The organism is Burkholderia sp. 8Y (genome assembly GCF_902506145.1).
Lineage (GTDB): Bacteria > Pseudomonadota > Gammaproteobacteria > Burkholderiales > Burkholderiaceae > Caballeronia.
The window spans coordinates 1,955,106-1,977,531 of the sequence record NZ_LR733519.1 but is presented as its reverse complement, the minus strand read 5'-3'; the positions used below and the strand labels follow the sequence as shown (position 1 = coordinate 1,977,531).

21 protein-coding genes are annotated in these 22,426 nt (G+C 65.1%); 14 read left to right on the top strand and 7 right to left on the bottom strand.

All coding sequences use genetic code 11. From position 1 onward, the window contains the following. The first annotated feature begins 506 nt into the window (after window positions 1-506). Window positions 507-986 carry a hypothetical protein gene (locus tag GV035_RS08845; RefSeq protein ID WP_159834564.1) on the top strand — a complete coding sequence of 160 codons (480 nt, stop codon included), beginning with the start codon at window positions 507-509 and terminating at the stop codon, window positions 984-986. Between the two features lie 5 nt (window positions 987-991). Here the strand turns inward: GV035_RS08845 and pdxY are convergent, their stop codons facing one another. After that, a complete protein-coding gene (pdxY, locus tag GV035_RS08840) occupies window positions 992-1,873 on the bottom strand; it encodes a pyridoxal kinase PdxY (protein WP_159834563.1) in 882 nt (293 codons plus the stop codon). A gap of 394 nt (window positions 1,874-2,267) precedes the next feature. Here pdxY and glgC point away from each other — a divergent pair, with 394 nt between their 5' ends. From glgC to GV035_RS08820, 4 genes are all read left to right on the top strand, one after another. Next, window positions 2,268-3,542 (top strand): glucose-1-phosphate adenylyltransferase, encoded by a 1,275-nt coding sequence (gene glgC, locus GV035_RS08835; protein WP_159834562.1) that lies wholly within the window; start codon window positions 2,268-2,270, stop codon window positions 3,540-3,542. A gap of 91 nt (window positions 3,543-3,633) precedes the next feature. Further along, window positions 3,634-5,097, top strand: coding sequence for a glycogen synthase GlgA (gene glgA, locus GV035_RS08830; protein ID WP_159834561.1), 1,464 nt, complete (start codon window positions 3,634-3,636; stop codon window positions 5,095-5,097). Window positions 5,098-5,167: 70 nt separating this feature from the next. Then, complete coding sequence (locus GV035_RS08825) at window positions 5,168-5,968, top strand: SDR family oxidoreductase (RefSeq protein ID WP_159834560.1); 801 nt, start codon at window positions 5,168-5,170, stop codon at window positions 5,966-5,968. 6 nt (window positions 5,969-5,974) lie between these two features. Beyond that, window positions 5,975-7,411, top strand: a complete 1,437-nt coding sequence (locus tag GV035_RS08820) for a dihydrolipoyl dehydrogenase (RefSeq protein WP_159834559.1) — start codon at window positions 5,975-5,977, stop codon at window positions 7,409-7,411. Window positions 7,412-7,498: 87 nt separating this feature from the next. Here the strand turns inward: GV035_RS08820 and GV035_RS08815 are convergent, their stop codons facing one another. The 3 genes from GV035_RS08815 to GV035_RS08805 form a co-directional block, all read right to left on the bottom strand. Beyond that, entirely contained in the window at window positions 7,499-7,855 is a 357-nt protein-coding gene (locus GV035_RS08815; protein ID WP_201303936.1) for a hypothetical protein, read from the bottom strand. A gap of 264 nt (window positions 7,856-8,119) precedes the next feature. Beyond that, a complete protein-coding gene (gene mmsB, locus GV035_RS08810) occupies window positions 8,120-9,004 on the bottom strand; it encodes a 3-hydroxyisobutyrate dehydrogenase (RefSeq protein ID WP_159834558.1) in 885 nt (294 codons plus the stop codon). A 17-nt stretch (window positions 9,005-9,021) separates the two neighbouring features. Continuing rightward, the gene (locus GV035_RS08805) at window positions 9,022-10,566 is read right to left on the bottom strand and encodes a CoA-acylating methylmalonate-semialdehyde dehydrogenase (protein WP_159834557.1); all 1,545 of its coding nucleotides are present in this window, start codon (window positions 10,564-10,566) and stop codon (window positions 9,022-9,024) included. A gap of 187 nt (window positions 10,567-10,753) precedes the next feature. Between GV035_RS08805 and GV035_RS08800 the strand changes: the two genes are divergently transcribed. From GV035_RS08800 to infA, 6 genes are all read left to right on the top strand, one after another. Then, window positions 10,754-11,716: a LysR family transcriptional regulator gene (locus GV035_RS08800; RefSeq protein WP_159834556.1), complete on the top strand. Its 963-nt coding sequence runs from the start codon at window positions 10,754-10,756 to the stop codon at window positions 11,714-11,716. Window positions 11,717-12,042: 326 nt separating this feature from the next. Continuing rightward, window positions 12,043-12,993, top strand: a complete 951-nt coding sequence (locus tag GV035_RS08795) for a M23 family metallopeptidase (RefSeq protein WP_328698910.1) — start codon at window positions 12,043-12,045, stop codon at window positions 12,991-12,993. Then, window positions 12,980-13,336 (top strand): hypothetical protein, encoded by a 357-nt coding sequence (locus GV035_RS08790; RefSeq protein WP_159834554.1) that lies wholly within the window; start codon window positions 12,980-12,982, stop codon window positions 13,334-13,336. The genes GV035_RS08795 and GV035_RS08790 overlap by 14 nt, the downstream gene beginning before the upstream one ends. A gap of 75 nt (window positions 13,337-13,411) precedes the next feature. Further along, a complete protein-coding gene (locus GV035_RS08785) occupies window positions 13,412-13,849 on the top strand; it encodes a bactofilin family protein (RefSeq protein WP_159834553.1) in 438 nt (145 codons plus the stop codon). Window positions 13,850-14,002: 153 nt separating this feature from the next. Further along, window positions 14,003-14,980 (top strand): magnesium/cobalt transporter CorA, encoded by a 978-nt coding sequence (gene corA, locus GV035_RS08780; protein WP_159834552.1) that lies wholly within the window; start codon window positions 14,003-14,005, stop codon window positions 14,978-14,980. 542 nt (window positions 14,981-15,522) lie between these two features. Next, window positions 15,523-15,792 carry a translation initiation factor IF-1 gene (infA, locus tag GV035_RS08775; protein WP_159834551.1) on the top strand — a complete coding sequence of 90 codons (270 nt, stop codon included), beginning with the start codon at window positions 15,523-15,525 and terminating at the stop codon, window positions 15,790-15,792. Window positions 15,793-15,849: 57 nt separating this feature from the next. Here the strand turns inward: infA and GV035_RS08770 are convergent, their stop codons facing one another. Genes GV035_RS08770 through zwf form a run of 3 tightly spaced genes read right to left on the bottom strand, consistent with a single transcriptional unit; the run spans window position 15,850 to window position 19,134 of the window. After that, window positions 15,850-16,731: an HAD family hydrolase gene (locus tag GV035_RS08770; protein ID WP_159834550.1), complete on the bottom strand. Its 882-nt coding sequence runs from the start codon at window positions 16,729-16,731 to the stop codon at window positions 15,850-15,852. Beyond that, window positions 16,728-17,561, bottom strand: coding sequence for an ROK family protein (locus GV035_RS08765; protein ID WP_159834549.1), 834 nt, complete (start codon window positions 17,559-17,561; stop codon window positions 16,728-16,730). The genes GV035_RS08770 and GV035_RS08765 overlap by 4 nt, the downstream gene beginning before the upstream one ends. A 16-nt stretch (window positions 17,562-17,577) precedes the next feature. Beyond that, window positions 17,578-19,134 carry a glucose-6-phosphate dehydrogenase gene (zwf, locus tag GV035_RS08760; protein ID WP_159834548.1) on the bottom strand — a complete coding sequence of 519 codons (1,557 nt, stop codon included), beginning with the start codon at window positions 19,132-19,134 and terminating at the stop codon, window positions 17,578-17,580. Window positions 19,135-19,311: 177 nt separating this feature from the next. On the opposite strand from zwf, the gene GV035_RS08755 reads away from it, so the two are divergent. The 3 genes from GV035_RS08755 to GV035_RS08745 all read left to right on the top strand — a co-directional run bounded on the left by GV035_RS08755 (window position 19,312) and on the right by GV035_RS08745 (window position 22,417). Then, window positions 19,312-20,187, top strand: coding sequence for an arylamine N-acetyltransferase family protein (locus tag GV035_RS08755; RefSeq protein WP_159834547.1), 876 nt, complete (start codon window positions 19,312-19,314; stop codon window positions 20,185-20,187). A gap of 12 nt (window positions 20,188-20,199) precedes the next feature. Further along, the gene (locus GV035_RS08750; RefSeq protein WP_159834546.1) at window positions 20,200-21,903 is read left to right on the top strand and encodes a peptidoglycan D,D-transpeptidase FtsI family protein; all 1,704 of its coding nucleotides are present in this window, start codon (window positions 20,200-20,202) and stop codon (window positions 21,901-21,903) included. Window positions 21,904-22,084: 181 nt separating this feature from the next. Then, entirely contained in the window at window positions 22,085-22,417 is a 333-nt protein-coding gene (locus tag GV035_RS08745; RefSeq protein ID WP_159834545.1) for a hypothetical protein, read from the top strand. Window positions 22,418-22,426: the final 9 nt, after the last annotated feature.

Sequence of the window (22,426 nt, the reverse complement as noted above, 5' to 3'; positions counted from 1 at the left end):
CAACGCTCCGCGAAGGCATGCGCATGCATGCCTTGTCTGCGTGAATCGAGCATCAACAAACTTCGCGAACGACACGAGACCGGGCGAAACGGGAGTTTCGCTCGGGGCGCTGGTCTCATGCGCGCAAGTTTTGCCGTATATGGCTTTTGCATGCGGTCGAATCAGCCCGCTGCATGCACTGGCCACAGAATCACGCCCTGACGGGCGCTGTTTGTATTTGCTCAAGACTTCTGAGCAAGAGAGAAACGCGTACCTGCGAATTGAGTTAATCGCTGGTGAAGCGAAGCGTAACGTTCAAGCTTCTTTGTCGCAAGCAAATTTGCCGGGGTTTTGAACGTACGTGATAAATGCACACGATTTAATCGTCCGAATAACCAGACGAATAATATCGAGAAGACAAAATTAAGCATTAATCCGCAATATCGCGGCGAATGCCAATTGACGCAGTCCGGCACAGCATGGAAGCATCCACGCGCATTGCGTCTCCTTCCGCCGGAGTACTCCAGATGATCTACCACGCGTCCATTCCCGCCCGCGATCCGAAGCATGTCGCGCACGTGCTAGCCGAACTCTGGGACGGCTTCGCCGCGCCCTTCTCCCCTTTTCCCGATGCATGGATGGCCGTCGCGGGCGATGACCGCGGCAGCATCATCGAGGTGTATCCGGGCGATCGCGTCATCACGCCCGGCGGCGGACACGAAACGAGCGTGAGCTACGGAGCGGGCACCGTCGAGCGGCCGCAGTACAGCGCGTTCCACATGGCGATCGCGACACGGCGCAGCGCCGCCGACGTGCTGGCGATCGGCGAGCGCGAAGGCTGGCGCGCGGTGCGTTGCACGCGCGGGGACCACTTCTTCGACGTGATCGAGTTCTGGATCGAGAACGGGACAATGCTGGAATTCCTGACGCCCGAGATGCAGGCCGAGTATCTGGCGTTCGCCACGCCCGAGAACTTCAGGGCGATGGCGGCCGCGGCTACCGTCTGAGTGCGTCAGCGCGCGTGGGCCGGCGCGTTACCGGTCACACGGATGGCGGGAAAGCGGTCGGTCGGTTTCGCGATCTCGTCTTGCGACGCCACGATCTCGAGTTCGTAGCGGCCTGCGTCGTAAGTCGCCTTCACAACGGCGTTGACCGCCGCGAGCGTGTGTTCGAGCGCGTCGCGCAGCGAATCGCCGAGCAGAGTCCGGGCGACGAACACCGCGCTCGTCAGATCGCCCACGCCCACCGGCTGCCGCGCGAACGGATACAGCGGCCGCTGCACGAACCACGCTTCGTTCGGGCTGACGGCGAGCATGTTGAAAGTATCGGCGCGGCTGTTGCGATCGAACAGATGCTTGACGAGCACGACCCGCGGCCCCCGCGCGAGGACCTCGCGGCACGCGTCGACGGCTTCTTCCACGGTCTCGATGGTGCGGCCCGTGAGCTTTTGCAGTTCGTTGTGATTGGGCATGATCGCATCGGCGACTTCGGGCATCGTCGTGACGAGGAAATCTTCGATGCCGGGCGCGACCGTGCAGCCGCCCTCGACGCCCATCACCGGATCGCAGAAAAAAAGCGCGCGCGGGTTCACGGCCTTCACCATCTTGACGATCTCGACGACCGCGCGGCCCTGCTCCGTCGCGCCGAGATAACCGGAGAGCACCGCGTTGCAGCGCGCAAGCACGCCGATCGCGCCGATGCCTTCGATCACGCTCTGCAACTCTTCGGCATCCACCACGCCGCCGGTCCAGCGGCCGTATTGCGTGTGATTGGAGAACTGCACGGTGTTCAGCGGCCAGACGTTGACGCCGAGCCGCCGCATCGGAAAGACCGCTGCACTATTGCCCGCGTGCCCGAAAACGACGTGCGACTGAATACTCAGGACATTGTTCATGTTGTCATTTCCCGGCTTGCATGTGGGCGGTCGGAGTCGATACGGCGGGGCATTCGGTATTGTGCCGTGCCCCGCGTCGCGCAGCATCGCGTGCTCGTTATAAAGTGCGGCGCCGCATTTTGTCCAGTCGCGCGCATGCAACAACGCAGCGCGATGCCGAAAGCGCCCCGGTCCAGGGCGCGCTTTCGGCATGCGCCTTGCTCAGTCCGCTCGACAACCATGCCTGCCGGCAACAAAAAATCGAACGGCGGCAGCACAGAAACCCGAACGCGCGCCGATAATGCAACGAACATAAACGCGCGCACCGCTGACAGCGGAGGCCAATCCCCGAGGACCGAAGCACCGCAGACCATCCACACGACAACCAACAGACGCAGGCAAATCAGGAGCCGACATGGAGACGCCGTCTAAGAATCGCACCGACTTGCAGAAGTCCACCCTCGCAATCGTCCTCGCCGGCGGGCGCGGCACGCGTCTCGGGCCGCTCACGGACAAGCGGGTCAAACCCGCCGTCCATTTCGGCGGCAAATACCGCATCGTCGACTTCGCGTTGTCCAATTGCCTGAATTCGGGCATTCGACGCATTGCGGTCGTCACGCAGTACAAGGCGCACTCGCTGTTGCGCCACCTCCAGCGCGGCTGGGGTTTCCTGCGCGGCGAGTTCAACGAGTTCATCGACATCTGGCCGGCGCAGCAGCGCGTCGATTCGAGCTGGTATCGCGGCACGGCCGATGCCGTGTTCCAGAACCTCGACATCATCCGTTCGATCGCGCCGGAGTTCATCATCGTGCTGGCGGGCGATCACGTCTACAAGATGGACTACACGCGCATGGTGCTCGACCATGTGGAGAGCGGCGCGGACTGCACGGTGGGCTGCATCGAAGTGCCGCGCATGGAGGCGGTGGCCTTCGGCGTGATGCATGTCGACGAAAACCGCCGCGTCACGGCTTTTCTGGAGAAGCCCGCCGATCCGCCCGCCATGCCCGGCAAGCCCGACATCGCGCTCGCGAGCATGGGCATCTACGTGTTCAGCGCGAAGTATTTGTATCACCTGCTCGAAGAGAACATCGCCGCGTCGAGCACGGACCACGATTTCGGCAAGGACATCATTCCACGCGTCGTGACGAGCGGCCGGGCAATCGCGCATCCGTTCGGCATGTCCTGCGTCACGTCGGACAACGATCCGAACGCGCCCGCCTATTGGCGCGATGTCGGAACGGTCGACGCTTACTGGGCCGCCAATCTCGATCTCGCCTCGACGATTCCGCAACTCGACCTCTACGACCGCAAATGGCCGATCTGGACCAATCAGGAGCAGTTGCCGCCCGGCAAGTTCGTGCGCGATCTGAACGGCCAGCAAGGCGCCATCACGAATCTGCTGGTGTGCGGCGGCTGCGTGATCTCGGGCTCGCAGGTGTCGAAGTCCGTGTTTTCGTCGGCGGTGCGCGTGCACTCGTTCTGTAACATCAATGAGGCAGTCTTGTTGCCTCAGGTCACGGTCGGGCCGAGTTGCCGATTGCAGCGCGTGGTGATCGACCGAGGCTGCACGGTGCCCGAGGGACTCGTGATCGGCGAGGATCCCGACGATGACGCCGCGCGGTTTTTCCGCACCGAGTCGGGTGTGACGCTCGTCACGCGAGAGGCGCTCGCGCGGCTTGGCGGGGGTTAGGCCACGGCGGGCTGGCGTGGCGTCCGTGCCGCTGTGGCACTGCCGCCACTGGCCTGATAACAAAGTCAACCCATGATCAACAGGAGCGCCGATGACCGTATGCGTGCTGCATGTCGCAGCAGAGATGTTTCCGCTTCTCAAAACCGGCGGCCTCGCCGATGTAGTCGGCGCCCTGCCGCCCGCGCAATCGCAACTGGGCGCGGACGTGCGCGTCGTGCTGCCGGGCTTCCCCGCCGTGCTCGCGGGCCTCACCGATATCGAGCCGGTGGCGGGTCTCGGCGCCGCGTTCGGCGCGAACGACGTGCGGCTCGAACGCGGCGTGTTGCAGCCGCACGGCGTCGTGGTCTATGTCGTGCGCGCCGATCAGTTCTATGACCGTCCGGGCAATCCGTATCTGGACGCGTCGCACAAGCCGTACGCGGACAGCGACCGCCGCTTCGCGCTGCTCGGCTGGAGCGCCGCGCGAATCGCGATGGGCGCCGATCCCGCGTGGCGGCCGCATATCGTCCACGCGCACGACTGGCACGCCGGTCTCGCGCCAGCGTATCTGCGCGCGTTCGAGCGCACGGGCGCGCCGCGCGTGCCGAGCGTGATGACCGTGCACAACCTCGCGTATCAGGGCGTCTTTCCGGCGTCGCAGTTCGGCGTGCTGCAGTTGCCGCCGGATTTCTTCGCGGTGGAAGGCGTCGAGTTCTATGGGCAGACGTCGTTTCTCAAGGCCGGCCTGTATTACGCGGACCGCATCACGACCGTCAGCCCGACGTACGCCCGCGAAATCCAGACGCAAGCGCAGGGCGCAGGTCTGCACGGCCTGCTGCAAGCGCGCACGCACGACATCAGCGGCATCCTGAACGGCGTCGACTATACGATCTGGAGCCCCGCCGTCGACGACGCCATCGCTGCCCGCTATACCGCTGTCAAGCCCGCCGGCAAGAGCAAGTGCAAGACGGCGCTACAGGAGCGCATGGGACTCGCGCGCGACGACGACGCGCTGCTCTTCGGCGTCGTCAGCCGGCTCACGGAACAGAAAGGCATCGATCTGCTGCTTTCGGCGGTGCCGGAGATCGTGCGGCACGGGGGGCAACTCGTCGTGCTCGGCACCGGCGACCCGGCGCTCGAGACCGGCCTCAAGAACGCGGCGGCGGCGCATCCGGGCGCGGTCGCGGTCGAACTGGGTTTCGACGAAACCCTTTCGCATTCGATCATCGCGGGCAGCGACGTCGTGATGGTGCCCTCGCGTTTCGAGCCGTGCGGGCTCACGCAGCTGTACGCGCTCGCCTACGGTTCGTTGCCGCTCGTGCATTGCGTCGGCGGTCTCGCGGATACGGTCGTCGATTGTTCGCTGGAGAATCTCGCGGACGACACGGCCACCGGCTTCGTCTTCGAGCATTTCCAGCGCGCGGGCATCGTCGCGGCGGTCCGCCGTGCGTTCGCGCTCAAGGGGCGGCGCACGGAATGGAAGACGGTCGTCAAGCGCGCGATGAGCCAGAACTTCGGCTGGGAAACGGCGGCGCAACGCTACGCCGAGGTCTACCGGCAATTGCTCAGCGTCTGAGTGGTTCCCAGAACGCCGGGCGCGCACCTTGCTGCCGCCGCTAGCCATTCAACCGACATCAGGAAGGCTCATGCAAAAAGCCCTGGCAGGCCAGATCGCGCTCGTGACCGGCGGCAGTTCCGGCATCGGCGCGGGCGTCGCGAAGGCGCTGGCGGACGCCGGCGCGCACGTCGCCATCAACTACCACTCGCACGGCGAGCCGGCTGAGAAGCTGGCCGCCGAAATCGCGGCGCTCGGCGGCGAGGCCTTCGCCGTCGGCGCCGACGTTTCCGACGAACACGCCATCGACGCCATGTTCGACGCCGTCGTGAAACGCTACGGCACGGTGGATATCGTCGTCGCCAATTCGGGCTTGCAGCAGGACGCGAAGTTCGCCGACATGACGCTCGCCCAGTGGCGCAAGGTCATCGACACGAATCTCACCGGGCAATTCCTCACGGCGCAGCGCGCGGTGCGCGAATTCCTGCGGCGCGGGCCGCGCCCCGTTTCGAAGGCGCTCGGCAAAATCATCTGCATGAGTTCCGTGCACGAAGTGATTCCGTGGGCGGGGCATGTGAATTACGCTTCGTCCAAAGGCGGCATTCAGATGCTGATGAAATCCCTCGCGCAGGAAGTCGCGCCGCAGCGCATCCGCGTCAATTCGATCGCGCCCGGCGCGATCCGCACGCCGATCAATCAGGACGCATGGGATTCGAAGGAGGCGCTCGACCGGCTGCTGACGCTCGTGCCGTACGGGCGGATCGGCGAAGTCGACGATATCGGGCGCGCGGCCGTCTGGCTCGCGTCGGACGAAAGCGATTACGTGGTCGGCACCACGCTTTTCGTCGATGGCGGCATGACGCTGTATCCCGGTTTCGCCGATAACGGCTGACTCGCCATGAACACGATCGAAGTGGATGTTGCCGTGATCGGCGCGGGCACGGCGGGCATGGCCGCGTTTCGCGCGGCACGCGATGCGGGCGCGAACGCGGTGCTCATCGAAGGCGGCGAACTCGGGACGACGTGCGCCCGCGTCGGCTGCATGCCGTCGAAGCTGCTCGTGGCCGCCGCGAACGGCCTGCACGACGCCCGCTCGCTCGCGGCGCGCGGCATCGAAGGCACGCATGCGCTGAAAACCGACTCCGCGTGCGTCATGGACTACGTGCGCCGCGAGCGCGATCACTTCGTGCGCGGCGTCATCGAGGAAACGGAGGCGTTCCCGGACCGTTCGATTCTGCGCGGACAAGCGCGCTTCGAGGCGCCGGGACGGCTGCTCGTCGGCGAGGCAACACGGGTCGAGGCGAAAAGCGTGGTCATCGCGACGGGCGCGGCGCCGAGCGTTCCGGACGAGTTCAAGGTCTTCGGCGACAAGCTGATCACGAGCGACGATCTCTTTGAACTGCGCACGCTGCCCAAGCGCATCGCCGTGTTCGGCACAGGGCCGCTCTCGCTGGAATTGGGACAGGCGCTGTCGAGACTGTCGGTGGAAGTCTTCATGTTCGGCAACGGCGGCAACGTCGCCGCGCTGTCGGACACGCCCGTGCGCGACGCGCTCACGGCGGCGCTCGCCGACGAGTTCTATCTCGATCCCGACGCCGATATCGAACAGATGTCGCTGGAAGACGGCCGCCCGACGCTGCGCTTCAAGTCGCGCGACGGCGCCACGCGCACGGAACAGTTCGACCTCGTGCTCGCCGCGACCGGCCGCGCGCCGAATCTGAAGCCGCTCGCGCTCGAACACGCGGGCATCGAACTGAACGACAAGGGCGTGCCGCGTTTCGACGAATCGACGATGCAATGCGGCGGCAGCGCGATCTTCATCGCGGGCGACTGCGACGGCACGCGCCCGTGGCTTCAGGATGCCGCCGACGAAGGCAAGCTCGCCGGCGAAAACGCCGCGCGTTTCCCGAACGTGCAGCGGGTCAAGCGCAAGGTTCCGTTCTCGATCGTGTTCTGCGAACCGCAGGTCGTGATCGTCGGCGCATCGTACGAATCGCTCGACAAGCAGATGACGGTGACGGGCGCCGTGTCGTTCGACACGCAAGGACGCAGCCGCGTGATGCGGCAAAACCGCGGCTTGCTTCACGTCTATGCCGACGCGAAAAGCGGCAGGCTGCGCGGCGCGCAAGGCTGCGGCCCGGCGATGGAGCATGTGGGACATTTGCTCGCGTGGGCGATCCAGCTCGACCTGACGCTCGACGACGTGCTGAAGCTGCCGTTCTACCATCCTGTCGTCGAGGAAGGGTTGCGCACGGCGCTTAGAGACGCGAGCGACAAGTGGTACGCCGAGCGCGCCGCGAAACCGCCGGGTCTCGCGAGCGCGGCAGGCTGTTAGAACGACGTCGCTCGTAAAACGCAAAGGCCGGCTGTGAAAACAGCCGGCCTTTGCGTTTATGGACGTTGCTAACCCAGCGCCGCCGAATCAGCTTCCGCTCAAACCATATTGCAGCGCAAGGTCGAAGCCGAGCACGACCATCGAGCAGAAGATACCGAGCGACAGATTCGCCAGCCGGTGGCCGACATCTTTATGCCGCGTCAGCACGGCCCCCGCGAGGAACGCGATTTCCACGATGACCTGCATGGCGAACACGGCGATCATCAGCGCGAACTCGTAGCCCATCGCGTTGAAGTTCATGAAGTTGAAGCCATTCACCGCGACCCAGGATCCCACTCGCCAGGCTTCGTATGCCAAAAGCAGCAACGGAAAGAAATAGCTGGCTACGTAAGTCGGCATCGTGGCATGCCGCAGTTCCATATTCAAATGACGTGTTACTTGCATCGCGTGCTCCTCATCTGATCGCCCGAAAGACCGGGCTCGTCGGCTTGCCTCGGAGGCGCGCGCGACACCGTTTTCACCTGAGTGGATTGAACGGCACACGCGCGTCGTGCTTTCAGAATAGGACATTTTTTGGGAAAGCGAATCATCGTAATCCCGATGACTCCGCCGGATAAGCCGCAGCGCGACGCATTGTGCAGTGCAACTTAATAAAGCAGTTATGGCGGGCATTCGATCCGGCACGCACGTGCGTGCCGAATATCCCGTTCAGTGCTTGCCGTACAGCTTGATGATGCCTGAAAAATCCAGTCCGCCGAGACCCTGCTGGCTCATCGATTGGTAAAGCTGCTGTGCAATCGCGCCCATGAAAACAGGCTGTTTTGCGCCGCGCGCGGCATCGACGGCGAGGCCGAGATCCTTCAGCATGAGGTCCGCGCCGAAGCCGCCGCTGTACTCACGCGATGCCGGCGCGGTCTCCACGATGCCGGGATAGGGATTACACGTATCCGAACTCCAGCAGCGCCCCGTCGATGTGTTGATGATGCTCGCGAGCTTCGCAGGGTCGATGCCGAGCGTCTCGCCGAGCTTCATCGCTTCGGCGACGCCAATCATCGAGATGCCGAGCAACAGGTTATTGCAGATCTTCGCGATCTGTCCGGTGCCGGTTTCGCCGCAGCGCACCATGTTCTTGCCCAAGCTCGAGAGCACCGGCCGCAGCGTTTCGAAGAGCGCCTCGTCCGCGCCGACCATGAACGTGAGCGTGCCCGCCTGCGCGCCGACCACGCCGCCCGATACCGGCGCGTCCGCGAACGGGTTGCCGTGCGCCGCCGCCGCCTCGCCGATGAGCTTCGCCGTGGCCGGATCGATCGTGCTGCTGTCGATGAGCGGCACGCCCGCGCCGACGCCTGCCAGCACGCCGTCGTCGTTCAGATAGACGGCTTTGACGTGCGGCGCGGCGGGCAGCATGGTGATGACCACTTCCGCCCCTTCGGACGCCACGCGCGGCGAACCCGCGAGCGTCGCGCCCGCCGCCTTCGCCGCGTCGAGCGCGGGCGGCGACAAATCGAAGGCCGTCACCGCGTGGCCGGCCTTCAGCAGATTCGCGGCCATCGGGCCGCCCATGTGGCCGAGGCCGATAAAACCGATTCGCATCGCGTGTCTCCTCGTGGTTATCGGAGCGAAATCGTCGTATTGACGACGTCGTTTACGGTGGCGTCGTCGAACCAGCGCGACGTCACCGTCTTCGTCTGCGTATAGAACTGCACGACCTGCTTGCCGTAGGGACCGAGATCGCCGAGCTTCGAGCCGCGCGATCCCGTAAAGCTGAACGACGGCACCGGCACCGGAATCGGGATGTTGATGCCGACCTGCCCGATGTCGATTTCGCTCTGGAACTTGCGCGCCGCCGCGCCGCTTTGCGTGAAGAGACCGACGCCGTTGCCCATCGGATTGCGGTTGACGAGCGCGATCGCGTCATCGAGCGTCGCCGCTTCCACCACGCACAGCACCGGCCCGAAAATCTCGGTCTGGTAGATCGCCATGTCCGTCGTCACGTCCGAGAACACGGTCGGGCCGATGAAGTTGCCGTTCTCGTAGCCGGTCACGATGATGTCGCGCCCGTCGAGCGCGAGCGTCGCGCCCTCTTCCACGCCCTTCGCGATCATGCCGAGAATCCTCTCCTTCGCCGCGCGCGACACGACCGGCCCGAGGTCCGCGCCCGGCTCCGTGCCCGCGTCGACCTTCAGCGAGCGCGCCCGTTCGACGAGATCCGGCAGCCAGTCCTTCGACGCGCCCACGAGCACGACGACCGACGTCGCCATGCAACGCTGCCCCGCCGCGCCGAAGCCCGCGCCGGCAAGTGCGTTGAGCGTCTGCTCCTTGTTGGCGTCGGGAAGCACGACGGCGTGATTCTTCGCGCCCATCATCGACTGGACGCGCTTGCCGTGCTGGCTCGCGAGGTTGTAGACGTGCGTGCCGACCGCCGTCGAGCCGACGAAGGACACCGCCTTGATATCGGCGTGCGTGCAGAGCGCATCGACCACATCCTTGCCGCCATGCACGACGTTGAGCACGCCCGGCGGCACGCCGGCTTCCATCGCCAGCTCGACGAGTTCCATGGTCGACAGCGGGTCCTGCTCCGACGGCTTCAGCACGAAGGTGTTGCCGCAGACGATCGCCATCGGGAACATCCAGAGCGGGATCATCGCGGGGAAATTGAATGGCGTGATGCCCGCGCAGACGCCGATCGGCTGGCGCAGCGTGTAGGTATCGACGCCGCCCGCGACGTTCTCCGCGAACTCGCCCTGTTGCAGCGTGCCGATGCCGCACGCGTGTTCCACCACTTCGAGGCCGCGAAAAATATCGCCCTCCGCGTCCGCGAGCGTCTTGCCCTGCTCGGCGGTCAGCGTCTGCGCGATGCGCTTCATGTTCTGGCGAATCAAATCCTGAAAGCGGAGCATGAGCCGCATGCGCGTGCCGAGCGGCGTCGTGCGCCACGTCTCGAACGCCTTCTGCGCGGCGGCGACCGCCGCGTTCACCTCGTCTGCGGTCGCGAACGGCACGCGGCCGACGACTTCCTGCGTCGCCGGATTGACGATGTCGCGCCATTCGCCCGATTTCGACTCGACGAACTCGCCGTCGATCAGCAGTTTGGCCGTGCGCGCGGACGCGCCGGGTCGAGCACCCTGCGCCGGATGTTCAGCAACGATATTCACGAATGACTCCTCGATGGGAACGGTGCGGAAGAAGGAGCGAAGACGCGCGGGCGCGACGCGGGCAAAGCGTCGGGGGGAAAGGCATGTCGTCTCCGTTTCAGGTATCGGCCCGCTATCCGGCAGGCTCGTGCCTTTGAGTATAGTTATGCAAAAGTCCGCCTTGGCACTAGAAAAACACCCGACCGATATGCAAAAAGGCACGAAGTTCGACGCCGCCAAACTGAACTGGGACGATCTGCGCTATTTCCTCGAAGTGGCGCGCACGCAGCGCGCGAGCGGCGCGGCCAAGCGCCTGGGCGTCGATTACACGACTGTCGCGCGGCGCGTGCGCGCGCTCGAAGATGCGCTCGGCACGCTGCTCTTCGACAAGTCGCGCAGCGGCGGCTTCGTGCTGACTGCGGAAGGCCAGCGCCTGCTCGGTTTCGTCGATGCGATGGAAACGACGGTGCAATCCGCCGCCGAGCAGATCGCCAACACGGGACATGCGTTGTCGGGGCACGTGCGCGTCGGTTCGACCGAAGGCTTCGGCTGCTTCTTTCTCGCGCCGCATCTCGCGCGCTTTCAGGACGCGCATCCGAACATTTCCATCGACCTGCTGCCGGTGCCGCACTTCGTGAGCTTGTCCAAGCGCGAGGCGGATATCGCGGTGACGCTCGAACGCCCCGAGCAAGGGCAGTACGTCTACACCAAGCTCTGCGATTACCGGCTGAAGCTCTACGCGACGCGCGGCTATCTCGACGCGCACGCGCCGATCCGCGCGAAAGACGATCTGCGCGAGCATCGCTTCGCAAGTTATATCGACGACCTCGCGTTCAGTCACGAACTGCTGTATCTGGAGCGCGCGGTGCCGGGCGCGGTGTCGCGCTGGCGCAGCACGAGCGCAATCGCGCAGTATCACGCCGCGCTTCAGGGGCGCGCGCTCGCCATCCTGCCGTGCTTCATGGCGTCGCCCGATGCGCGGCTGGTGCCTGTGCTGCCCGACGAGATCGTCGTGACGCGCGCCTTCTTCCTCTCGTGTCGCGAAGACTTGCGCCGGCTGCGGCGCATCACCGCCGTCTGGGACTATCTGCGCGCGGCGGCGGAACTCAACCAAGCGTTTCTTCTGGGCGACGCGCCCGACATCGGCTGGGTGGACGTCAAGCCATCCTGAACACGTGCTCGGAACGCTTTGAACCTTTTTGACGTTGTTAGCGCGCACAGGTGTTTTAATGCCGCTTTCCGGCGATGCAGTCCCGCATCGCCATCCGGCTTGTTCGCGCTGGCTTCGTATTAATTTAATTCGCCATCCCGACTACATGTCGGCGCACCGGACGTCGTGCGGCATATTCGCCGGCCCGTTCCATCGCGCCGTCCGTCGCGGCGCTGCTTCTACTTGAATCGATTGAGCTTTAGCCTAATTCAACCCTGTCCGGCCGCGTGCGCCGGCACACTGCGCGCCGTCCGCTGATGTCGTTCGTCATCTGGTCAAGACGTTCCGTGTCGAGCCAGCGCGTGCGCTTCGTCGAAGCGCGCACGGCTCGCACCATCGCCGTCATCGGGCTGATCGCGCTGCTGATCGCCGCGCTTGCGCTCGGCATCGCCATTGGCACGACGTTCGCGCGCAGTCATCTCGGCGAGGAGCAGGCGTTCGTGTCGCGCCGCTCTTACGAGATCGAGCAACTCGGGCGCATCGACGCCGATATCGGCTCGCTCGTGCCGCGCGTCGCGGCGCTGTCGGCGCAGATCGGCGAACTGCGCGATTTCGATAACCGGCTGAAGGCCGCGCCCGGCACGGGCACCGCCTCCGGCGTCCATGACGTGCCGCCGCTGCCCGACACCGAAGGGCCCGCGACTTCGCTCGACGGCGCGGGCGGTCCCGAACTGCCGCCGCGCCTCTGCGACTCGGCGCGCGGGCAGGATGGCACGCCCGCGCAGCGCCTCGAGCGCGCGAAGAAGGTCATCGGGTGCCTGAGCGACACGCTCTCGCAAGTGCAAGGCCAGGCCATCGCGCATTACACCGCGTACATGGCGTTTCCGGGCCGCGATCCCGCGCCCGGCTCGCACTTCGGCTCGCCTTACGGCAACCGCATCGATCCGTTCACCGGGCACGTCAGTTTTCATCCGGGGCTGGACCTCGTCGCGCCGACCGGCACGCCGATTCTCGCGAGCGCGGGCGGGCGCGTGATCCAGGCGGGCGAGCGCAACGGTTACGGCAACGCCGTGGATATTCGCCACGGCAACGGCATGGTGACGCGGTACGGACACGCGTCGCGCATTCTCGTGACGGAAGGCCAGTACGTGATGCCGGGCGATGAAGTCGCTGAGGTCGGCTCGACGGGCCGCTCGACCGGGCCGCATCTGCACTTCGAAGTGATCGTCGGCGGCGCGCAGCTCAATCCGAAGCCCTATCTCACGCTCTTCAGGCAAAAACCCAATGCGCAAGGCTGATTCGAAGCGGATGTCGCTGAAGCTGACCCAGCATACGTATTCGCTCACGCCCAAGCGCAGCGCCGCGTATCTCCCCGGCGCGATGGCGGCGATCTGCGCGATCGGCGCGCTGGCCGCGGCCGGTTACGCGTTGAAGACCTCGCACGAACAGGCGCGCAAGCTGGATGTGCTTTGCGCGCCGCCCGTGTCCGAACAGACGCTGCGCGACCAGTTGGCGCATGCGCAGTTCGCGCTCGAACAGGAAACGGCGGCGCGCGCCGCGCTCGAACAGCGTGCCGTGCAAAGCGCCGCGCAGATCGAGCGGCTGCAGACCGACCTCGCTTTCATGAAGAAGCAACGTTGATTCATCCGACCGACCGGGCACGCCGCTGCGCGTGATCGCCGGAAGTCACCCTTTATCGCATCGCAAGGAATCGCCATGTTTTCATCGAAGAAAGACGCACAAAGCGTCAAGCCGGCCAAGCTCTCCACCCTCATCGCGCAGAACGTGCATATTTCGGGCGACCTCGAATTCAGCGAAGGGCTGCGCATGGACGGTCAGGTGACGGGCAACGTCACGGGCCGCCCGGGCGATGAATCGCTGCTCGTCCTGAGCGATCAGGGCGCGATTCACGGCAACGTCAGCGCGTACGATGTCATCATCAACGGCCGCGTGGTCGGCGACGTGACGGTCGCGCACTTCGTCGAGTTGCAGTCGAACGCGCACGTGCAGGGCAACATCTACTATCAGAAACTGCGCATGGACGTCGGCGCGACGGTGGAAGGCAAGCTGACCAAGCTCGACGCGATGCAGTCGACCGTCGTCGCCCTGCCCGTTCCCGAAGTCCTCCCGCAGCTCGATTACACGGCGAACTGAGCCCCGCGCGAGATGCCGCTCGCCCGTGCGAATACCGGGCGCGCGGCGCGTCGCGATCCGCTAAGATTTCAACGGTGAAGTCCGCGCGGCCGCGCCCGTCGTGCATCTTTCAAAAGGCGCGTGGCCGATCACATCGAAATTACAAGGCGCCCCATGCTGGTCAATTGCGCGGCCTATCAGAACGGCCGAAAGCTCGCGGACGTGCAAATCGACGATATCAATGCGTACCGCGATCTGCCCGACTCGTTCATCTGGGTCGCGTTGAAGGAGCCCGGTCCCGGCGAACTCGCGCACATGGCGCATCAGTTCGGCCTGCACGAACTGGCCGTCGAGGACGCGCAGCATGGGCATCAGCGGCCGAAGATCGAGGAGTACGGCGATTCGCTCTTTGCCGTGATCCATACCGTCGAGTTCGACGAAGAAGGCGAGCTGCTCGTCGGCGAAATGAACGTGTTCGTCGGGCGCAACTACGTGATCTCCGTGCGTAACCGCGCCACGCAAGGGTTCCAGGAAGTGCGCAAACGCTGCGAGCGCGAGCCACAGTTGCTCAAGCACGGTCCGGCCTTCGTGATGTACGCGTTGCTCGATGCCGTCGTCGACCGCTATTTTCCGGTGCTCGAAACACTCGGCGCGGCGCTCGACGAAGTGGAAGAGCGCATCTTCGAGCGCAACGGCTCGGCGGCGTCGCGCGAGATCATCGAAGACCTGTATTCCCTCAAGCGCCGCATGACCCTCATGCAGCATCACACGGCGCCGCTGCTCGAAGCCGTGAGCAAGCTGTACGGCGGGCGGCCGCCGGGCGTGTGCGCGGGCATGCAGGAATACTTCCGCGACGTCTACGACCACCTGCTGCGCATCGTGAAGACGATCGAAGGCCGCCGGGAAATGATCGTCACCGCGATTCAGGTCAACCTCGGTCTGATTGCGCTCGCGGAAAGCGAAGTCACGAAGCGCCTCGGCTCGTTCGCCGCCCTGTTCGCCGTGCCGACGATGATCGCGGGCATCTACGGCATGAACTTCCATCGGATACCGGAACTGGACTGGGCGTATGGCTATCCGGCGTGCATCGGCGTGATGTTGCTGGTCGATATCGCGCTCTTTTGGCGCTTCAAGAAGGCCGGGTGGTTATAATACGGGTTCGATGCGATTAGTCGCATCAAAACAAGCACCACTCGCCGGGCATCGCGCAAGGAACTTTTGTGCGGTTTCCTCTGTCTAAACGGACTCTGTCGCGACGCAGCCTCAGTGCCTCCTCAGTAGCTTGTATTCCGGCTTTCTGACCGCACCTGCCAGTCACAGCAGACCCATTCACCGCATCACACCGCACGTCGGCACTCGCGGCATCGCCCTGAATCCGGGTCGAAGCCTCACATCGCGCCGGCGTCGCCGTCCCGGTCATGCCGGCCAAGGACTTGCCGCTTCGAGGCGCGTCCTGTCGTTGCGGCCACTGCCGTCAAGCTCGCCACGAGCCTGAAAGCAAGACGCGGCGCGTTTCTTCGTTCGAGCGCGCCGAACCACGCCTGACTTCGCTACCGACGCGTTGCAGCGACGATGCCCTCTTGGCACCGTCGCCCGCCGACAATCGCGAATGTCGCTGCGTGGCCTTGCGTGGCTGGCATTACGTGGCCTCGAACGGCGGGCGCGGCACTCACAATTACTTAACAGGAGCTCAAATGGCGAAAGAAGAACTTATCGAACTCGACGGTATCGTTGACGAAGTGCTTCCCGACAGCCGCTATCGCGTGACGCTGGACAACGGTGTGGTCGTGGGCTGTTACGCCTCGGGCCGCATGCGCAAGAACCACATCCGCATTCTGGCCGGCGACCGCGTGACGCTCGAAATGTCGGTCTACGACATGACGAAGGGCCGTATCAACTTTCGTCATAAGGACGAACGCGCAAGCGGCGGCGGCGGGGCACGCGCGCCGATGCGCCGGCGCTAATCCGTCCGCGCGCCAGCGCGGCTCGCCAGCGCGAGCCGGGCGGCGCTGCCATTTCTGCTATGCGCCACGCGCCGACAAGAGCGCGCTGATTCCCACCGCAAATCCATCCTCATCGTTCGTCGACGAGACGAGGCTCGCGCGTCGCTGCACCGCCTCCGACGCCTGGCCCATGGCGATCGACGTCCCCGCAATCTCGAACATCGCGATATCGTTGGTCATGTCGCCGAGCACGGCCACGCGCTCGAGCGGCACGTTCTTGCGCTTCGCGAGTTCGCGCACCGCGTCGCCCTTGTTCGCGAGCAGATGCGTAATGTCGAGGTAATAGCTCTGCGAGCGCGCCGCGTTCGCGCGCCCTTCCAAGCGCGTCTGCAACTGCGCTTCAACGCGTTCGAGCAGCGGCGCGTCCGCCGTCGAGCCGACGATCTTGTCGACGGCATCGAGGTCGACATCGTCGAAACGCTGCACCACCACGCCGTCGTAGCCAACCGTGCGCCGTTCGCGCGGCACGTAGGCGCCATCGGGATTGGTCAGATACCACACGTCGCCGACGAACACCCACGCATCCACGCCCGCCGACGCGAGCGCCTCCAGCGACGTCTGCACGGCATCGCGCGGCAGCTTGTGCGCGGCGAGCACTTCCCACGTGCCCGGCTGAACCAGATTGCCGCCGTTATACGACGCATACGGCATGTCGACGCCGAGCGTCTCCACGATAGTGCGCATCCCCGCCCCCGGGCGGCTGCTCGCGACCGTGAACTCGACGCCCGCTTGCCGCAGACGCCGCACCGCGTCCTTCGCGGCCTCGCTGATCGACTTGTCGGTATGGAGCAGCGTGCCGTCGCAGTCCGAGACGACGAGATCGACTTGCGCGAGCGCCTCGAATGCGGCGGCGCCGTCGCCGTTCACGCTGTGCAAACCGAATTGGCCATTGGCGTTCATGAAGGCGCTCCCTCGCGCTGATTGAAGTCAGTAAGCTGGCGACTCTCGCGAACGGAGCGCGGATGCCACAGCTTCGCGCCGCCCTCGATGCCCGCCGCGTTCGCTACGACCGCCACGTTCGGCGGCAACTCGAAAGTCAGGTGCGCGGCGTTGCCCCCGCCGATCCACAGCTTGTCGAAATTGACCAGCGTGTCGAGAATGCCGATCACCTTCTCGACGCGCCGGTTCCACCGCTTGTTGCCGGCCTTCTCGCGCGCCGCGTTGCCGATATATTCGTCATACGTGCGGCTCTTCGACACCGGATGGTGCGCGAGTTCCAGATGCGGCATGAGTTCGCCGTCGCGAAAGAGCGCGGTGCCTGCGCCCGTGCCGAGCGTCAGCACGAATTCGATACCGTGTCCTTCGATGGCCGCGAGCCCCTGCATTTCGGCATCGTTGATCATGCGCGCGGGCATGCCGCCGAGACGCTGCGAAATCAGGTCCGCGAGCGGCACCCGTTTCCAGTATTCGTTGCCGAGATTCGGCGCGGTCAGCACGACGTTATCGCGCACCACGCCGGGAAAGCCGATGGAAATATGCGTCGGCGGCTCGGCGACTATCGGCTGCACGAGCGCGATGAGCGTATCCACCACCACGTCGGGCATCGCGGGCTTGGGCGTCGGCACGCGCACGCGCTCGCTTTTCATCTCGCCGTCTTCGGACAGCACGGCGGCCTTCAACCCCGTTCCGCCGATATCGATCGCGAGAATGCGGTCCGCCTTCACCGCGCCCTTCGCAGTGCTCGCATGCCGTCTTTGCTTGGTTCTGGTTTCCGTGCTCACGCTTGTCATCGTCGATGTCCAGGGTTCAGTTCTTCTTGCGGTTATCGGTTAGCGGACGCCACGCCCGGCCGTCCTCGGCCAGCAACCGGTCCGCTTCCTGCGGGCCTGCGCTGCCCGCCGCGTAGCCATGCACGGGCAGTTCGCCATCCGGATGCAGCACGCGATCCACCGCCGCCCATGCCGTCTCGATGCTGTCGGCGCGCTGGAACAGCGTTTCGTCGCCGAGCATGCAGTCGTAGAGCAGCGTTTCATAGCCGACGTTCGCGCGTTCCGCGAAGAAGTCGCCGTAATCGAACGCCGAGCGCACCGCGCCTATTTGCATCACGGGGCCCGGCACCTTGACGTTGAAGTCGAACGTCGTGCCGTGCGCGGGATCGATGCGCAGCGTGAAGACGTTCGGCGTCAGCGCATCGACGGGCGTGTCCCGGAACAGCCTGAACGGCACCGCCTTCAGTTGCACCGAAATCTCCGTGCGGCGCTCCGTCAGCCGCTTGCCGGTGCGCAGATAGAACGGAACGCCCGCCCAGCGCCAGTTCTCGATGAAGACGCGCGCCGCCGCGTACGTCTCCGTGCGGCTGTCCTTCGCGACGCCCGGCTCTTCGCGATAGCCCGGTCCCGCCGCACCGGCCTCATATTGCCCGAACACCACGTCCTCGGTGGAGAGCGGCTTCATCGCGTCGAAGACTTCGGCTTTCTTGTCGCGCACGCTTTCGGCGTCGAAGGAATTGGGCGGCTCCATCGCCACCATGCCGAGCAACTGGAAGAGATGGTTCGGCACCATGTCGCGGAATGCGCCGGTCTGCTCGTAGAAGCTGCCGCGCCCTTCCACGCCGATCGTCTCCGACGCCGTGATCTGCACGTGATCGATGTATTCGCGCCGCCACACTGGCTCGAACATGGCGTTGGCGAAGCGCACCGCGAGAATGCTCTGCACCGTGTCCTTGCCGAGAAAATGGTCGATGCGATAGATCTGCGATTCCTGCGCGTACGTGAGAATGCAGCGGTTGAGCGCCTGCGCGGAAGCGAGGTCGGTGCCGAACGGCTTTTCGATGACAAGCCGTCTGAATGCGCCGTCTTTCTCTTCCAGCAGACCGGCGCGCCCGAGATGTTCGGCGATCGGCGCGAAGAAGCGCGCGCCCACGGCCAGATAGAAAACGACATTGCGCGCCTTCGACTCGGCGAGCCGCTTTTTGAGCCGCGCGAAGGTGTCGTCGTCGTCGAACTCGCCCGCGAAGTATTCGAGCTTTTGCGCGACGCGGTTCCAGGCGTCTTCGTCCAGCTTCGACGTGTGGAACGTGCTGGCCTTGTCGGCGGCGAATTTCCGCAGCGACTCGGTGAGCTCGTCGCGCCACTCGGACGTCTCGCGCGCGCCGTGATTGACGCCGATGATGGGCATGTCGTCGTCGAGCAGACCGTCGGCGGACAGGTTGTAGAGCGCGGGCATCAGAAGCCGCCGCGTGAGATCGCCGCCCGCACCGAAGATCACGAGTGTGCAGGGAGGCGCGCGGCGCCTCGCTGCGGGCGACGCTGAAGGCGGGTTCGAAGCACTTGCCTGACTGCTTTGGTCTGCATCGTTCGGCATGACGTGGGTGTCCTCATCCGTTGAGCGGAAACTGGAAAGACCTCGGGCAATGCGGCACAGTTCAATCGCGCATCGCTTCTTACGGCGCTTTGCTTCGTTCGTAGGCTATCTGTAATTTTCGGCTTGCCGTGTCGTAGAATGCTTGCGCGACTTCGCAGCCCCAAGGCCAACCTCGACATGACTCCACACGACACGCTCATCGATCTGCCCGCCTACTTCGCGCGAATCGGCTTCGGCGGCGGCGACCGGCCCGCGCCCACGCTCGACACGCTGCGCGCGCTGCATCTGCTGCATCCGCAGGCGATACCGTTCGAGAATCTCGACGTGCTGCTCGGGCGGCCGGTCCGCATCGATCCCGCTTCCATTCAGCGCAAGCTCGTCACGAACCGGCGCGGCGGTTACTGCTATGAACACAACCTGCTTTTTCGCAGCGTACTCGAAGCACTGGGTTTCCGCGTGAAAAGCTACGCGGGCCGCGTGCTGTGGGGCCGCGATGCGTCGGTCATGCCGCCGCGCACGCACATGCTGCTCGTCGTGGAGCTGGACGAAGGCGCATTCGTCGCCGATGTCGGCTTCGGCGGCATGACGCTTTCCGCGCCGCTCGCGCTTCAAGGCGGTCTGGAGCAGATCACGCCGCATGGCGCGTTCAGGCTGCAGCGCATCGACTGGGATGCGGGCCTGCCGCACTATCGAATGGAGGCGCTCATCGACGGAACGTGGACCGCCATCTACCGCTTCGACTTCGATCCGCAATATGACATCGACTACGAGATGTCGAATTACTTCGTGTCCACGTATCCGCAGTCGATTTTCGTGCATAACCTGCTGGCTGCGCGGCTCGCGCCGGGACGCCGCTACGGTCTTTTCAACGGGCGCCTGTCCATGCACGACGAGCGCGACGGCACCACGCATCGCGAACTCGCAAGCGTCGAAGAGCTCCGGCGCGTGTTGAGCGAGGATATCGGCATTCGTCTGCCGGATGCGGACGGCGCCATCGCGTCGTCCGAGCTCGACGCGGCGCTCGCGCGCCTCGCGCAGTCTGATCCTGCCTGACGCATCGCAACGATGTTCAAGAAAAAGACGCGCGGTGGCCGCGATTTCCATACGCATCATCGCAGCGCCATGCTCGCGCAACGGCTGCCGGCGTGGCGCTCGACGTTCGTCCTCGCGGGCGTGACCGCCGCGTTTCTCGCGCTGGCCGGGCGCGCGCTGTGGGTGCAAGTCGTCGATCACGCGTTCTATATCGGCGAAGGACAGAAACGCTATCAGCGAACGCTCGCGCTCGATGCCACGCGCGGGCGCATCGTGGACCGGCATGGCGCGATGCTCGCCGTCAGCCTCGCCACCTACGAAGTCTGGGCGAGCCCGAAGCTCCTCGACGCCGCCCGCACCGGCGACATCGCGACAGGGCTGGGCTTTCCGGCTGAGGAACTGACGCGCCGCATCGAGACGAATCGCCGCTTCGTGCTGCTCAAGCGCCAGGTCGATGCGCAGACGGCCGAGCGAATCGCGGAGATCGGTCGCGCGGGCATCACGCTCGTGCCCGACACGAAACGCTTCTATCCGGAAGGCGAAGCGGCGGCGCATGTCGTCGGCTTCACGGATAACGAGGATCGCGGTCAGGAAGGCATCGAGCTTGCCGCCGATGCGCGCCTCGCGGGTGCCGCCGGCCAGCGCGAAGTGATCCGCGACCGGCTGGGGCGCGTCGTTTCGCAGATCGGCGAGACGGCGATGCCGCAAAACGGCGAGACGATCCGCCTGACGATCGACCGGCGCATTCAGCAGCTCGCGCATTCGCAACTGAAGGCGGCCATCGCGAAACATCGGGCGCGCGCGGGCAGCGTCGTCGTGCTGGACGCGAAAAACGGTGAAGTGCTGGCGCTGGCGAATTACCCGAGCTTCGATCCCAACGACCGCCGCCGTCTTACCGGCGAGCAGCTTCGCAACCGCGCGCTCACCGATACGTTCGAGCCCGGCTCGACCATCAAGCCGCTCGTGGCCGCGCTCGCCATCGACCTCGGTCACGTGAGGCCGGATACGCGCATCGACACGAACCCCGGCACGCTGAAGATCGGGCCGAACGTGATTCACGATACGTCGAATCATGGCGTCATCACGGTGGCCGAGGCCGTGCAGATGTCGAGCAACGTCGCGCTGACGAAGCTCGCGCTGAAGATTCCTGCGCGGACCATCTGGGACAAGTACCGCGAGTACGGCATCGGTCAGGCGCCGGAACTGACGTTTCCGGGCGCGGCCACGGGACGGCTGCGCGCGCCCGAACGCTGGAAGCCGATCGAACAGGCGACGATGGCCTACGGCTACGGCCTGTCGCTCTCGCTCCTGCAGATCGCGCAGATCTACACGGCGTATGCCGGCGACGGGCGCTTCCACGCGGCCACGCTCATCCACGGCGAAAAGCGCCGCGCGAGCACGCCGGTGGTCCAGCCGGCGACGGCCGCCGCCGTGCGCGACATGCTCGAAATGGCGATGGGACCGAACGGCACCGGACGCGCCGCCGCGGTCGACGGCTATCGCGTGGGCGGCAAGACGGGCACGGCGCGCAAGCAGATCGGGCGCGCATATGCGGTGAACAAGTATCGCGCGTCGTTCGTCGGTATCGCGCCGATGAGCGATCCGCGCGTGATCGTCGCCGTGATGATCGACGAGCCGTCGGGCGGCGCGTACTACGGCGGGACCGTCGCCGGGCCGGTGTTCTCGGGCATCGTCGGGGCCACGCTGCCGCTGCTCGGCGTGCCGCCGGACGCCTGAGTTGCGTTTGAGCCAAGCCTGAGCGAAGACGTCCGCCGACGCACGCGCCGCGTGCGGGCGCGGACGTTGCTGCCTTCGTCGTTGCGCCGAACGCCGGGAGCCGTCCGAACTGTAAAGACGCTGTGCTCTAATGGAGCTCTCATGGAGCGTTCGATTCGACACCCTCACGACCGGGAAGATCATGAAGAAACTCGTCGCGGCCCTCGCGCTGCCCCTGCTCATCGCCGCTTGCGGCCGCTTTCATAACGAAGACGCCGGCCAGCCCGAAGTCGAAGCCGCATCGACGCACAACGAGGTCGCGAGCATCGTGCAATGCATCACCGACGAAGCGAAAAAGCACAACGCGACCTACAAGCAAACGCCGATTCCGCAAGGCACGATGCTCGAATTCGGCGACTCGAACGTCGTCAAGGTCCGCTACGACAACGGCGAGACCACCTACCGCTTCTACCCCGGCGAGCGCCACGTGTCGAACATGTGGATCGAAGGCGCGGGCAAGAAGTGCGCGCCCTGACCGCGCGAG

Coding starts and splice junctions, on each gene's coding strand:
- infA (WP_159834551.1), top strand. CDS start 15,523: ATGGCGAAAGAAGAACTTATCGAACTCGACGGTATCGTTGACGAAGTG.
- GV035_RS08750 (WP_159834546.1), top strand. CDS start 20,200: ATGTTCAAGAAAAAGACGCGCGGTGGCCGCGATTTCCATACGCATCAT.
- GV035_RS08785 (WP_159834553.1), top strand. CDS start 13,412: ATGTTTTCATCGAAGAAAGACGCACAAAGCGTCAAGCCGGCCAAGCTC.
- GV035_RS08815 (WP_201303936.1), bottom strand. CDS start 7,855: ATGCAAGTAACACGTCATTTGAATATGGAACTGCGGCATGCCACGATG.
- corA (WP_159834552.1), top strand. CDS start 14,003: ATGCTGGTCAATTGCGCGGCCTATCAGAACGGCCGAAAGCTCGCGGAC.
- zwf (WP_159834548.1), bottom strand. CDS start 19,134: ATGCCGAACGATGCAGACCAAAGCAGTCAGGCAAGTGCTTCGAACCCG.
- glgA (WP_159834561.1), top strand. CDS start 3,634: ATGACCGTATGCGTGCTGCATGTCGCAGCAGAGATGTTTCCGCTTCTC.
- GV035_RS08790 (WP_159834554.1), top strand. CDS start 12,980: ATGCGCAAGGCTGATTCGAAGCGGATGTCGCTGAAGCTGACCCAGCAT.
- glgC (WP_159834562.1), top strand. CDS start 2,268: ATGGAGACGCCGTCTAAGAATCGCACCGACTTGCAGAAGTCCACCCTC.
- GV035_RS08745 (WP_159834545.1), top strand. CDS start 22,085: ATGAAGAAACTCGTCGCGGCCCTCGCGCTGCCCCTGCTCATCGCCGCT.
- pdxY (WP_159834563.1), bottom strand. CDS start 1,873: ATGAACAATGTCCTGAGTATTCAGTCGCACGTCGTTTTCGGGCACGCG.
- mmsB (WP_159834558.1), bottom strand. CDS start 9,004: ATGCGAATCGGTTTTATCGGCCTCGGCCACATGGGCGGCCCGATGGCC.
- GV035_RS08845 (WP_159834564.1), top strand. CDS start 507: ATGATCTACCACGCGTCCATTCCCGCCCGCGATCCGAAGCATGTCGCG.
- GV035_RS08825 (WP_159834560.1), top strand. CDS start 5,168: ATGCAAAAAGCCCTGGCAGGCCAGATCGCGCTCGTGACCGGCGGCAGT.
- GV035_RS08820 (WP_159834559.1), top strand. CDS start 5,975: ATGAACACGATCGAAGTGGATGTTGCCGTGATCGGCGCGGGCACGGCG.
- GV035_RS08755 (WP_159834547.1), top strand. CDS start 19,312: ATGACTCCACACGACACGCTCATCGATCTGCCCGCCTACTTCGCGCGA.
- GV035_RS08800 (WP_159834556.1), top strand. CDS start 10,754: ATGCAAAAAGGCACGAAGTTCGACGCCGCCAAACTGAACTGGGACGAT.
- GV035_RS08765 (WP_159834549.1), bottom strand. CDS start 17,561: ATGACAAGCGTGAGCACGGAAACCAGAACCAAGCAAAGACGGCATGCG.
- GV035_RS08770 (WP_159834550.1), bottom strand. CDS start 16,731: ATGAACGCCAATGGCCAATTCGGTTTGCACAGCGTGAACGGCGACGGC.